Genomic DNA, 11428 nt, shown 5'->3' on the forward strand with positions numbered 1-11428 from the left:
TATAGTACTGCATCTTAATCTTCATTGTGATTGCGTTCAGAGCACCCATTGACATCGGGAGGAAGTCCTTATAGTACGTTTTCGTTCCATTGGGCTTCAGACCCCTTCACCCCTTAACTGTCCATGTGTAAAGGAGTAATCCAGAAATGTCTTTAGAGTTTTATGATGAGTTACTCAAAAGTGAGCGTTTCTGTGAAAGCTTGGGGCGATTGTTATTGATGTCTGGAAAGTTGGAATCGGCATTAAAGTCAATTGTTCTCGCGAGTAGTATTAAAGTGCGATACAACCTTAGCCGAGCTATGTTAGGTCAACTTGTTGGGAGCTGTAAAGAACATGAATTAGTCACTGAGGAGCTTAGTGAAGTTTTGGCGTTTATACTGGTTCGTCGGAACTACCTTACTCATAATCTTTACCCTTTGTTCAACGATGAAATTGAATACACATTATTGCCTAAAGACAACTTACACCCTGATGATGCTGAGTATTATTTCCCTCAATGCGTTGAAGAGTTAATAGCATATATAGAATTTGCAATCGACTATATCAACGAATGGAATTAACACATAACAAATTGTTCAATGTTGAAGTGCAATGCGGTGGCTTGGTCATTGCGTGCTTCACCCTTTAACTGGGCCTTATATTGTTTTTGGAGTTCAGCGTTTGGAAATTGATGAAATAATAGCTTTGACTCGGGAGATTATCTCTGACCATTCTTGTAATGTTGACCATGATGAAGAGCTATATCCCATAGTATCTGTGGCTACGAGTGACGCTTACAACTCAATCATTGACAGTTTTTACCTATTAGAAGACACCCAATTAGCAAAACATTCGTTCTTCGAGCGAAATCAGTCGCTATCTTTTGGTGAGTTGTATTTGTACTTCTATGGTGTCCTTAATGCTGTTTATATGCAGCAGCAAGCCATGTTAGTTCTTCTTAGAAAAATGGGGATAGAGTTTGAATTAAGCGAAATTCAAGGCTGTACAATCTTTGATATTCGAAACAGTTTTGCTGCTCATGGCGCAAATCGCGGTGGTAGACAAGTCAAAGAACATAGCTTTATTTTAGACCGTCATGCTCTTCGACAGGGCAAATTGAAAGGTTACTCCGCCAATCATGAAAGCGGTTTTCTATATCATGATGCAGATGCTTCAACTTTAATTTTAGAGTGGGACAAAATCTTTTCTAGGTATCTAAAGCGCATACTAGAAATGGTTAAAAAGAACTACGAAGCCACAATATAACACGTCGCTTAAGTCGGACTGCAAACGCGTGGCGGTTTTAGTTCAGATTGGCTTTATGTATCTACGGTGGTAATTTTACGTTTAGTGGGGCGTTTGTAGTCACTTAGCTTAGCGTTATGCACCAACGGCTCAATTTATAGAGGTATTGGCTTGAAATCTATTAATATTGTAACTCTCCCAGTCTATCGAATCGAAAAACGAAAGTATTACACTCAACGAGAGTTATTTATAGAAAAGTCGATATTTGGTGGACCAGATGAGCAGTTTAAAAGAGAGTACGCTATCAAAGACCCTCATTGGTTTAATCGTTTTAGAGCACACCTATGTGATACATACGGCGGGGCATGGGACTTTAATGAGGTTATTGGGTACATAGAGATACATATCATGGGCAATCAAATACGTGGTTCATATTGGCAGGATGATAAGAAACGTTTTGTAAAATCACGTAGAAAGCAATTTAAGTATGTGACTCATAAGTTAGTGCCTGAGATAAGTTTTCCCCGTTCGGCGGATAGTGATCAGGTTTATCAAGCAGTTTTAGAATATGTTTCTCTTTGTCAACGATACCTCGAGTCACGTTATATTGACCAAAGTAATCTAACCAACATCGGTAAGTATGTGGACTGGAAAGCGCTGATAAAAGGTGTATAACATTTAAGGTTTCAGGTACTTTTTCTTATCTGAACAGCTAGCTCTAAGCCTTATGAGCTAAGAAGGTTTTGTCCAGAAACGTGTTTGAATGGGACCGCTCAATCCGTGGATGCCCAAGACAACCAGTATGATACTTTATTAAACTCAGTTGTAGCGTGACTCAGACTTTGTAGTAGGAATTAGTATGAATCTTTATTTCTGGGTGAGTATCATTTAAAACGGTACAAACAGGGTTACTTGACTGCTTAGTATCAAACTTATTCCTCTCCTACACATATCGTTGCCTTCGGCTTTAAATAGTAGCTAATACATATATATATTAGCTACTATTAAGTTAAAAAACAAGGCCTCACCTGGTACTATTCATAACGACGATTTGTATTTGATCGCTGATTGAGACAAGAGCTTAAATGCTTCCCCTTCACCACCTTGAAACACATTCTCGCTTACCTCTAGCCTTATGTCTTTCGCCTTTAACAAGGTATTGGCCAGCTCAACTTTAGCCAACTCAAATTCTGGCGTTTGGGTGATCAGCGATAAACGGGCAATATCGACGGTCTTATCTGCGGCAGTTCTTGATTTAGTAGCGTAACGCTCGATGAGTAGATTTCGATTAATAGCGCGGCCTAGCAACTCTTTACTAACGTAAACAGCGAGTGTGGCGGTAAGATCAAAATCCCCTTTTAGTTCATCCAGTAGACGCAACGCAATGCCAGCTCGTAGCCGTTTACCCGCCGCACTCAAAAGTTGATTTTTGTACCCATTGGCAGACGCTTTAACTTCATGAATTTCATCATCACTCAAAGGAGTGATTACAGAGTTACAACCAACACAACGCGCCCTGACAACTTCTGTATATTTAGCATGAGCTTCAAAGAGATCTGCCCGGTAATCTTCCAGGTTATATTGTTCGTTCATCGTTCATCCTGTTCATGGTCGCTTTGCTTGTCGTCGCGGCTCTGTGATTTATTTTTGATAGATTCAGCAACCTTTTGCTGTAGTTCGTGGCGCTCCGTCTTCATTGGAGGCATTTCACTAACAAAGGTAGCAATACTTTTCCCTAACTCTTGATCGTCTTGGTTTTCACTCTTGCTTAACTCTTTTGCAGCCGTTAACCAGGCTTTGCGCACATGAGTTTGGCGAGACTGAATTTTATCTTCCCAAGGTCTAGGTTTAGTAGGTTCACCGTTTCGTTGATGGTTGAAATCTTCAATAATTTCTTTAATTTTCGCCTTATCAACTTCCGGCGTTAAACCTCGTTCTCTGATGTGCATAATTGCTTGATGGACACCTTTTTTAATAACACCTCGCGTTGCTCTCGATGTGGCCTCAGCTTCTACACCTCGGCGTTCTAATTGAGTTGCAAACTTTTCACGCCAGGTTTGCGGGTCGCCTTTATTTACATGTAATCGACGGCCATCATAGCCTAAGTTTTTCACGGTCAAGTGAACATGTGGGCTTTCCGTATCGGTATGTAATGCGAACACATATTGATAGTTCTCACTAAATTGTTCTTTCGCAAAAGCGCGAGCAGCGTTCTTTACGTCTTTAGCTTCGGTTCCAGATGGCATTGATAAAACGATATTCGTTGTGTCTCGGCTATTCTTTCGCTTCTTGCCCTGGTCTTGTGACCAATCTTTAGCCAGCGCCCTAACCGCAGTTTTACCTTTTAACGTTTCTCCCCTTTCATCTTCAATTTCAATTTTTCCATTACGGCTGATGTAATCCAGGTGAGCTTTAACGTGATCAGCGCCTTTGGTATGGCCACTAATCTTAACCATCACTTCCGGCGCACCATTGGCAATTTTTTTTGCTCGTGCAAGATTGCCTGTCTTGTTCGATTTATTCTTTACACTGCCATCGAGCAGATCAGAAATCGTATCGTGAAGTAGGCTACTCATCATTCCACCTATTCATGTTTTTGTTTATCAAAGTGGCAACACTATCTTTATGCTGTTCTATTCGAGCTGTGAGGGCTTCTACAGCTTCAAGCTTTAACCGATCCCCTTCTCTAAACTCGATGTTTAAAGTACGTGCTATTTGGTTTAGGTTTCGCCCTATCGCGGCCAGTTCTCGGTTTGACTCGCGCAAGGCCGCAATTTCTTGCTCAGATAAAACAGGCTCTTGATGTAACGCTCTCAAAACTACAGCCGTAGTCCACTTGGTGCGGTTGGGATACCCTTCTAGTTTTGCTTTCTTAGTAAGCTTTTGTTGATCAGAAGTTGATAACCTAATATTGACTTGATTTGTCTTTGGCTGCTTTTGAAAGTCGGTTTCACTTTCTAAAACACCACGGGCAACCTTGCCGATCATCATCCGAATCATTTTAGATTCAGTCGTGCCATTATCATCACAAAACTGTTTCCACGCGGTTTTTTCTTGTTCAGTAAGCTGCGCTTTCGTTTGAGCCATAAATTAGTAGCCTCCACCATTTCGCAGATAAGAACCATGAAGCGCATTGATGCGGTCTACTGCTTTATCACCGTTCTTAACGAGTGGTAATGAAATCTCATTGCCTTTTGTAAATCGGTGATTGATTTTGATGGTGTATGCCTTGAACAGCCAATTGATAAATCCAGTAGTGAATTGGGCGTCGTCAATGTCTCGCCATCGAACACCACCCGCACCACGTGACCAGGGGAAAATTCCACTGTATACCCAAACCCCTTCGTCATTTGCGAAAAGGTATGTGCTTTTGAGTAGCGCCATTTTGTAAATCGTCAGCAAAACAGCCAACGCCGAACCAACGTAAATGATTGCTTGGTGAAAGCCAGCAAGCAAAAAAGTAATGCCTAACAAGATAGGCAGAACTAACAAAGGGCGTAGATAAGCAACCCAAGATAGGCGAAATCGTGTAAAGGAAACACCACCAATGGCGCTTGTTTCTACTTGATTAGCTTCGATCATAAAACACTCCTTGTTGATAGTAATTTGGGGGGCATGGGGGGAGTATATGGCATTTTGGTACTTTTTGCTAGCAAAATGCGAATCCTGCCCTAGCCTTAAACCCCCAAATCTTTTCGTGCGTACGAAAATCGCTTTTTGGCCTCGCAGAGCTGCCGCGCCCCTGCGGGGCTTGCCTTTTTGATGTGGCTTAGTTGAATTGGATTGCACAATCCAAAAATATAAAATGATATAAAAACGATTGCACAACCAAAAGGTAGCGATCATAATTTGGATTGTACAAACCAAAAACACAAAAAGAAAAATAGGGACGCCAAATGAAGCCAACAGAAACCACCTACGACGAATTACAAATTGCATACGATTACTTCAATGAAAATCTATTTGATAGCCAATTGCCTGATCACCCTACAGCGCGAGAAAAAAACATACGGTTACTTCTCCCCTGAAAGGTTCGTTAGTCGTGATGGTGATAAGACTGATGAAATAGCGATGAACCCGGCTTACTTCGCGGTATGTCCACCGGAAGAAGTAATGCAAACTCTGGTGCATGAAATGACTCACTTATGGCAGTACCATTTTGGAAAGCCTGGACGCCGTGGATACCACAATAAAGAGTGGGCCAATAAGATGGAAAGCATCGGTTTGATGCCATCATCAACAGGTCAGCCAGGGGGAGATAAGACAGGCGACAAAATGGCCGACTACATTATCGAAGGAAGTGTTTTTGATGATCTTTGCCAATCCCTACTTACTGGCGACTTTCGTATATCATGGGCTGATAAGTTTCCAGACAGGGATAAACTTCAAGCTGCCATCGAGAACGGCACAGTTGGAGATATGGCCGAAGGGCTAAGTGAAATGCTGATGGAAATGCCAGAACAAAAGCAAACTAGAGCAAAATTCACTTGTCCTGAGTGCGGCGTGAATGTGTGGGGTAAACCTTCACTAAACTTGATTTGCGGTGATTGTGATGTAACTTTTGAAGCGTGCTAATGGTTTGTACTAGCGCGCCCCTGCGGGTCTTACTGGCCAACGATTAGAGACAAATAGACTCGCTGCGCTTCGCTAATTGGTCTCTATTCGTCGGCTTCATTTTCTTCTTTTCCTTCCTCAGATTCCCTGATCGCTTTGGACAACTGCTGTGATGCTTCGGCTAACTCCCGGCGTGATGCAACCCAATACCTTAATGCTTTATCAGTCCTTAGCACGCCAGCATAGATTTCAACTGAGTCTAAACTTTGGCAAGCGTGAGAAATGGCAGATTGAAAGTCGGGGTGATGGCCGAGAGGGATAAAACGAATTGAGTTGTTCTTGTTCGTGATGTAACAGCCGCTATGACTCATCAATATTGCTGCATATTCGGTCATGACAAGTAACCCTATGACAGATAGAGATATCGCCCAACAAAGGGCGATACATGTTTACGCTTCGATAACAGCTACCAGTTTGACCATGTTTAAATCCACTTCGATTTCCTCGCCATCATCATCATATTTAATCCATGCTAGACCGTATGCTGCGCGACGATTAGTAATCAATCGGGCTGCACGTTCATCATATTGAACTTGGATGATAGCTTTCTTGATCTTGTCAGTATCAGACTGTGCTAAAAGCGCATCGGCTTGACTATCTAAGTTGGTGGTATCCGTGTCTTTCTGAAATTCAGAGGTATCATTAAAGCCTTGCTCCGCTTCGTCCTCTGTGCTGCTCTCAGAAGCATTAACGCCATCAAATGACAGTTGTTCTTCTTCGTCATTTGTTGCACCTGGTTGTTCCTGCTCCGGCTTTTGTGGTTTCGGTGAGTCGTTCTTAGTTGGGGCTTTCAAGGACTCTAGAAACTTTCGAACCTGGGAAGTGGTCAACTCTTGGTTATCCTCTGACGCTTGCAAGCAGTAAGCATCAATTTCATTAGGGTTCTTCTTGTAAGCACGATGCAGCAAAGCTAACGCTTGCATTGAGCGACATAAGTTACTGTCATAAAGATCTCGAATGCTGTCAGCCATATCAAAGAATATTTTATGGTCTGATACATAAGACGCTGGACGGCCAAGTGCCTTAGCAATTTCACCCGCTTTATGTTTGGCATCTAAGCGGTTTTTGATGAACATCGCTACTTCGAGAGGACTAAGGTTTTCGCGTTGGTCATTAAGGACGAATTTATCAAAGTCGTCTAATTCATCCTTAATAATGTAAGGAGCTTGATCAAGTCCAGCCATACCCGCCGCCCTAAATCGACGGTTGCCACCCAAGATAATTAGATTGCCTGGAATGTCCGGGTGACGCTTACAAGATAAAGGTTCGAGAATACCGCGCCTTTCTCCGGTAGTTGGGTTGATCTGTTCCATTGAATCGGCCAACTCTTGAAGTTTATCAAGGTTAAATTCCTTTCTCGCATTGTCCGGGTCTTCATGGAAGTTTTCTAATGGCGCATAAGAAATGCTACCCGCTTCAACTGTAACTTCTGGTGTTTGGCTCTCTTTTTTTTTCGAGCTGCCACTCATTAGATCTGAAAGGTTGAAATCATCTAGCCCTGATAAATCAGCACCTTTCTTTTTAGTATCCGTAGTCATTATTCAACTCCTCCCATTTTTTCAAAGATAATGCGGAATGCTTCTTGAAACTCTTTACCAGCTTCACGAGCTGATGAACTTCCTTTTACTTCCCATACAGGAACGCCGTTTTTTAATGCCGCAGGGATTGACGTTCTAATGCCAATTCGCGCACGAATAAGCAAGTGAGAGTAGTTTTGAATAAGGCTTGTTAGTGTCTCTTTCTGATCGGCAGAGCGAGAGTTAAAGCGGTTTGGTAACATGCCTAAAAAGTTTAGGTCAGGGTTCCATTTCTCTTTAACGCCAAAAATGGTCTTTAACATTTTCGTGATACCGTCAATGCTGTATTCCTCTAGCTCGATTGGAGCTAACACGTGATCAGCAACTAATAGTGCGGCAGTCATGCGCAAACCTAAAGTTGGCGGGGTATCAATGACGCAATAATCAAAAGACTCACTTAGGTTGATTACGTTCTTTTTGAATTGCGCTAACACTTGAGGTTGAGCACGTTCAATATCAGCCATTGCTTCATCGGCTTCAATCAGTGTGATGCGCTCTTGCGGCTCAACACTAACTACTTCTTGATTGAATAATTGACTAGCGACTATCTCTGAAACAGAGTGAAAAACCTTTAGCGTTTTTGAAGCGTTGGCTTGAGGGTCAAGGTCAATAAAAAGCACTCGCTTACCTTGCTCCGACAAAAACATGGCCAGGTGTAGAGCGATTGTTGTTTTACCTGGGCCACCTTTTTGATTGGATACCGTGATGGTCTGCATGGTTCTAATCCTTCTTTGATTCAAATGTCTTCTATGTTGCCGCAATTATGGGCTTTTTCGTGCGCACGAAAAAGCCCGTATTACTAATTAAGCGACTTTATAACGCGCCCCCAACGTGCGCTGTTCTACAAAAACAAGCTCTCCTGATGCAACCATTTCAGCCCAAGCTTCTTTCCAGCCTTCCAGGTTGTCACGTGTAGACCATGTCATTGCAGCGAAGTGCGTGAATGTTTCGCCTTTGAATTGCGTATTCAGAACAGACAGAAGCTGTTGCTTTGATGCGTTAAGAGGGGATTCGAGCTGATTGACATCACAGCGATTTTGACAAATTCCAGCATCACAATTTTTACAAGTCATGTTTTTATCCTCAATAGTCGAAGGGTTAATTCAGCATTGAACTAAGTGGTGGTGCTCAATGCCTATACATATAATATAATACACTAGCGGTATTATATCAAGCTATTTTTTTGCATATTTGATTGATTACCTAACTTGCTTAATATCATCTTCGGGACTTGCTAGATTCGCAGCATATAGCATTCTGCGCCATGCGTTTGCATCAATTTCTCGGTGTTCCTTTTTATCGCTTGCGGTTTCCCATTTCCGCACAATAGAACAGCCTTTTGAGCTTACCGTCTTACCGAGAAAATAGCCTAATTTGGCTTGAGACAATCCGAGATAAGCCCGTAACCACTTTATTTGCTCTGGCGTTGGTGAAAGATAATCGGGATCACTCAAAGGCAAAGCGCATTGAGAGTTCATTAAATCATCGAGCGTAATTTGCGATTCAAGATTGCTGTATAGCGTTTTATTTTCACTCATATTAAAAGCCTTAGCGCGGCACACCGTGCCGCGCAGTCGTAATTAAATTATCCCATGTTCAGCGAAAGAATAAGTTTCTTCAACACTAACCACTATGTGATCCAAAGTGCGAACATCAATCAACGCCAGCGCGTCTTTTATTCTTTGCGTTATGCGGCGGTCAGAATTAGATGGGGTTGCAACGCCAGAGGGATGGTTGTGTGCGATGATACAGGCCGCCCCGTTATGCTTGAGAACGGACTTTACAACCTCACGCGGATATACAGAGGCACTATCAATCGTTCCCTGAAAAAGCTCTACAGCCTCAATTAGTCGGTGCTGATTATCGAGTATTAGCAGCAGGAAAATTTCACGCTCAGATGTAGCAAGGCGGGTTTGGCAAAAGCCTTTAACTAGATCAGGACTGGTAAAGGCATCACAAGTTTTGATTTTTTTTGCAAAAATAGCGGCTGCTTGGTCAATGATGTGTTGCTCGTCTGGTGTAAACATAGCGTTTCTCCGTTGCAGGTCATGGAACCATTCCCGACCTTTCATAGTAATTATACCGCCCCATTGGGGCGGTGTCTACTTTATTTTCACATATCGAGCGTTTTTTTTGAGTATTATTTTTCAGCCTTTCCTTTTATTTTTTCCTTATCTTTCAATGCGTTCAACTCACCTTCTAGCATGGCTCTTTGCTCTATAGCTGTACTGAGCTTTTCCCTTTCAGCATCGAGCTTGCTTCTCACTTCGACTAACTCTTGACTGCTGGTATCAATCCTTACCTGGCGTTCTTCAAGCTGCTTCTCGTGATGTTTACGATCAGTTTCAGACTGGCTTTTGGTCTTTTCATAAAAAAATAAAAAAACTTATTGATAGCGGAGCGTTACTTGAAGCGAGTAAGGAGGTTTTATGCTGGCTGTGGTAAAGCTTGTTGATGCGTCTCCTTGCATCAATAGCTTTTCCATCAGACAAGCATCGGTGATGAGTTATTCACAATGGATCAGTTTCTTTTTAATAATAAAGTTTTTAAAGGTTTTTAAAGAGTTTTTAGATCTTTTTAGTGGCTTGTAACCCATTGTATTTGAAAGGTTTTTAGAGTTGAACAGCAACACTTTCTCCGGTAACAGCAACAGATCTTCCGTAAGATCACGTTAAACAGCAACACTTTCTCCGGTAACAGCAACTTTTTCTCCGTACTAACAGCAACACTTTCTCCGCCAGTTCAACAACTTATCAACAGATAGTGTGGATAAGATTTGACCAGCATCCCAAAAAGTACAAATAGCAACTTTACTTTTTAAGTTGTTGCTGTAATTATTCGGGGCACAAGAAAATATTTGTTGGTTAGGTCTAATTATGAAAAAACTTAGTAAATTCAGGGAGCCAATAAATGTGTTTCCTGCTGCTCTTGGAGCTGCTGAACAAGATGTTTTTGCTCTCGTGTTGTGTGAAATATCAAAAGTTGTGGGCTTTAATAGCACTCAAATAAAGCAAAGTGATGATTTTGAAAAGAAACCGATACCTTATCAATTTGAGTTTTCAGAAGAAGAACTGACAACGTTGTTTCAATGTTCCGTTGATAATTTACGCAAAACTCTAGAGCCAGCCGCTAGATCTCTGGTAAGGCGCGATGTTTCGTATTCATCTGATCAGGGCTTTGATGTTTTTTCTCCTATATCGCGGGTTCGTTATCACATGGGGCAGACTTTCTTTATAGAAATGTCTCCTAGTGTGGCTGAATTGCTTGCTGAAAATGTTGAAGCTGGTTTTTCAGAAATGGATTTCAAGTTGTTTGTTTCTCTTAGTGGTCGTTATGAGCGTCGATTACTAAAAGCGTTGTCTCAGTGGAAACACAACCCTAGTAAAGAGATTAAGTTTAAGATCCAAGATTATAGGGATTATATAGGGCTTGAAGACGGTGAATATCAAAGGACTGAGGCGCTTGTCAGAAAGACCATTAAGAAGCCTATAGCGGATATTATCGAGAAATCAGAGGGTTGTTGGGTTCCTACTGATCCCGATAAAAAAGGCTTTCTCTTGACTCGTGAGGGAAAGGGAAGGGCATACACACATGTAATTTTTAAATTGCGGTACGATCCTAAAGCTGCTTTGTTACTTTAGTTGTTATGCTTCCGGTGATAATAGATCTAATAGCAACATTTTCTCCGGGAGCAAACAGCAACACTTTCTCCGTGGGCTAGAACCCGCCTAACAGCAACACTTTCTCCGTGAGCTAGAACCCGCCTAACAGCAACGCTTTCTCCGTGAGCTAGAACCCGCCTAACAGCAACGTTTTCTCCGTGAGCTAGAACCCGCCTAACAGCAACACTTTCTCCGTGAGCTAGAACCCGCCTAACAGCAACGCTTTCTCCGTGGGCTAGAACCCGCCTAACAGCAACGCTTTCTCCGTGGCCAGGATGCGTTAACAGCAACGTTTTCTCCGTGGCCAGGATGCGTTAACAGCAACGTTTTCTCCGTGGCCAGGATGCGTTA

Annotated in this window: 17 protein-coding genes; 6 read left to right on the forward strand and 11 right to left on the reverse strand. The window is 42.2% G+C overall.

The genetic code is table 11. The annotated features are described in order from the left end of the window. Positions 1-146 precede the first annotated feature (146 nt). The 3 genes from R7035_RS22740 (at position 147) to R7035_RS22750 (ending at position 1899) form a co-directional block, all read left to right on the forward strand. Positions 147-560, forward strand: a complete 414-nt coding sequence (locus tag R7035_RS22740; RefSeq protein ID WP_258498245.1) for a hypothetical protein — start codon at positions 147-149, stop codon at positions 558-560. Positions 561-660: 100 nt separating this feature from the next. Next, entirely contained in the window at positions 661-1245 is a 585-nt protein-coding gene (locus R7035_RS22745; RefSeq protein WP_318146271.1) for a hypothetical protein, read from the forward strand. A 150-nt stretch (positions 1246-1395) separates the two neighbouring features. Then, on the forward strand, positions 1396-1899 hold the full coding sequence (locus R7035_RS22750) for a hypothetical protein (RefSeq protein ID WP_318146272.1): 504 nt from the start codon (positions 1396-1398) through the stop codon (positions 1897-1899). Between the two features lie 363 nt (positions 1900-2262). On the opposite strand, the gene R7035_RS22755 is transcribed toward R7035_RS22750, so the two are convergent. From R7035_RS22755 to R7035_RS22770, 4 genes are read right to left on the reverse strand one after another with little or no spacing between them, the layout of a single operon-like run. Beyond that, positions 2263-2817: a hypothetical protein gene (locus R7035_RS22755; protein ID WP_301949743.1), complete on the reverse strand. Its 555-nt coding sequence runs from the start codon at positions 2815-2817 to the stop codon at positions 2263-2265. Beyond that, positions 2814-3803, reverse strand: a complete 990-nt coding sequence (locus R7035_RS22760) for a relaxase/mobilization nuclease domain-containing protein (protein ID WP_318146273.1) — start codon at positions 3801-3803, stop codon at positions 2814-2816. Before R7035_RS22760 ends, R7035_RS22755 begins: the two co-directional genes overlap by 4 nt. Then, complete coding sequence (locus R7035_RS22765; RefSeq protein ID WP_318146274.1) at positions 3793-4311, reverse strand: plasmid mobilization protein; 519 nt, start codon at positions 4309-4311, stop codon at positions 3793-3795. The genes R7035_RS22760 and R7035_RS22765 overlap by 11 nt, the downstream gene beginning before the upstream one ends. Before the next feature lie 3 nt (positions 4312-4314). Beyond that, positions 4315-4806, reverse strand: a complete 492-nt coding sequence (locus R7035_RS22770; protein ID WP_069547454.1) for a hypothetical protein — start codon at positions 4804-4806, stop codon at positions 4315-4317. A 369-nt stretch (positions 4807-5175) separates the two neighbouring features. Between R7035_RS22770 and R7035_RS22775 the strand changes: the two genes are divergently transcribed. Further along, complete coding sequence (locus R7035_RS22775) at positions 5176-5799, forward strand: SprT-like domain-containing protein (protein ID WP_318146275.1); 624 nt, start codon at positions 5176-5178, stop codon at positions 5797-5799. A gap of 83 nt (positions 5800-5882) precedes the next feature. Here R7035_RS22775 and R7035_RS22780 read toward each other — a convergent pair whose 3' ends face one another. The 7 genes from R7035_RS22780 to R7035_RS22810 all read right to left on the reverse strand — a co-directional run bounded on the left by R7035_RS22780 (position 5883) and on the right by R7035_RS22810 (position 9681). Beyond that, positions 5883-6173 carry a hypothetical protein gene (locus tag R7035_RS22780; RefSeq protein WP_301949738.1) on the reverse strand — a complete coding sequence of 97 codons (291 nt, stop codon included), beginning with the start codon at positions 6171-6173 and terminating at the stop codon, positions 5883-5885. Positions 6174-6227: 54 nt separating this feature from the next. After that, a complete protein-coding gene (locus tag R7035_RS22785) occupies positions 6228-7376 on the reverse strand; it encodes a ParB/RepB/Spo0J family partition protein (RefSeq protein WP_318146276.1) in 1149 nt (382 codons plus the stop codon). Then, on the reverse strand, positions 7376-8131 hold the full coding sequence (locus tag R7035_RS22790; protein ID WP_140344399.1) for a ParA family protein: 756 nt from the start codon (positions 8129-8131) through the stop codon (positions 7376-7378). Before R7035_RS22790 ends, R7035_RS22785 begins: the two co-directional genes overlap by 1 nt. Positions 8132-8218: 87 nt before the next feature. Beyond that, positions 8219-8488 (reverse strand): hypothetical protein, encoded by a 270-nt coding sequence (locus R7035_RS22795; RefSeq protein ID WP_318146277.1) that lies wholly within the window; start codon positions 8486-8488, stop codon positions 8219-8221. A 126-nt stretch (positions 8489-8614) separates the two neighbouring features. Continuing rightward, a complete protein-coding gene (locus R7035_RS22800) occupies positions 8615-8953 on the reverse strand; it encodes a helix-turn-helix domain-containing protein (RefSeq protein WP_229625180.1) in 339 nt (112 codons plus the stop codon). Between the two features lie 42 nt (positions 8954-8995). After that, positions 8996-9442 carry a RadC family protein gene (radC, locus tag R7035_RS22805; protein ID WP_229625181.1) on the reverse strand — a complete coding sequence of 149 codons (447 nt, stop codon included), beginning with the start codon at positions 9440-9442 and terminating at the stop codon, positions 8996-8998. Between the two features lie 113 nt (positions 9443-9555). Beyond that, the gene (locus R7035_RS22810) at positions 9556-9681 is read right to left on the reverse strand and encodes a hypothetical protein (protein ID WP_301949735.1); all 126 of its coding nucleotides are present in this window, start codon (positions 9679-9681) and stop codon (positions 9556-9558) included. A gap of 163 nt (positions 9682-9844) precedes the next feature. Between R7035_RS22810 and R7035_RS22815 the strand changes: the two genes are divergently transcribed. Then, positions 9845-10006 (forward strand): hypothetical protein, encoded by a 162-nt coding sequence (locus R7035_RS22815; RefSeq protein WP_175424386.1) that lies wholly within the window; start codon positions 9845-9847, stop codon positions 10004-10006. Between the two features lie 285 nt (positions 10007-10291). Then, the gene (locus R7035_RS22820; RefSeq protein ID WP_301949734.1) at positions 10292-11056 is read left to right on the forward strand and encodes a replication initiation protein; all 765 of its coding nucleotides are present in this window, start codon (positions 10292-10294) and stop codon (positions 11054-11056) included. Positions 11057-11428 lie beyond the last annotated feature (372 nt).

This window comes from Vibrio sp. 1731 (assembly GCF_033339955.1).
Taxonomy (GTDB): Bacteria; Pseudomonadota; Gammaproteobacteria; order Enterobacterales; family Vibrionaceae; genus Vibrio; species Vibrio alginolyticus.

Excerpts from the sequence above, each read along its gene's own strand:
- R7035_RS22770 (WP_069547454.1), bottom strand. The coding sequence starts at position 4,806 with ATGATCGAAGCTAATCAAGTAGAAACAAGCGCCATTGGTGGTGTTTCC.
- R7035_RS22760 (WP_318146273.1), bottom strand. The coding sequence starts at position 3,803 with ATGATGAGTAGCCTACTTCACGATACGATTTCTGATCTGCTCGATGGC.
- R7035_RS22790 (WP_140344399.1), bottom strand. The coding sequence starts at position 8,131 with ATGCAGACCATCACGGTATCCAATCAAAAAGGTGGCCCAGGTAAAACA.
- R7035_RS22780 (WP_301949738.1), bottom strand. The coding sequence starts at position 6,173 with ATGACCGAATATGCAGCAATATTGATGAGTCATAGCGGCTGTTACATC.
- R7035_RS22795 (WP_318146277.1), bottom strand. The coding sequence starts at position 8,488 with ATGACTTGTAAAAATTGTGATGCTGGAATTTGTCAAAATCGCTGTGAT.
- radC (WP_229625181.1), bottom strand. The coding sequence starts at position 9,442 with ATGTTTACACCAGACGAGCAACACATCATTGACCAAGCAGCCGCTATT.
- R7035_RS22740 (WP_258498245.1), top strand. The coding sequence starts at position 147 with ATGTCTTTAGAGTTTTATGATGAGTTACTCAAAAGTGAGCGTTTCTGT.
- R7035_RS22755 (WP_301949743.1), bottom strand. The coding sequence starts at position 2,817 with ATGAACGAACAATATAACCTGGAAGATTACCGGGCAGATCTCTTTGAA.
- R7035_RS22765 (WP_318146274.1), bottom strand. The coding sequence starts at position 4,311 with ATGGCTCAAACGAAAGCGCAGCTTACTGAACAAGAAAAAACCGCGTGG.
- R7035_RS22785 (WP_318146276.1), bottom strand. The coding sequence starts at position 7,376 with ATGACTACGGATACTAAAAAGAAAGGTGCTGATTTATCAGGGCTAGAT.
- R7035_RS22775 (WP_318146275.1), top strand. The coding sequence starts at position 5,176 with ATGAAAATCTATTTGATAGCCAATTGCCTGATCACCCTACAGCGCGAG.
- R7035_RS22800 (WP_229625180.1), bottom strand. The coding sequence starts at position 8,953 with ATGAGTGAAAATAAAACGCTATACAGCAATCTTGAATCGCAAATTACG.
- R7035_RS22820 (WP_301949734.1), top strand. The coding sequence starts at position 10,292 with ATGAAAAAACTTAGTAAATTCAGGGAGCCAATAAATGTGTTTCCTGCT.
- R7035_RS22815 (WP_175424386.1), top strand. The coding sequence starts at position 9,845 with ATGCTGGCTGTGGTAAAGCTTGTTGATGCGTCTCCTTGCATCAATAGC.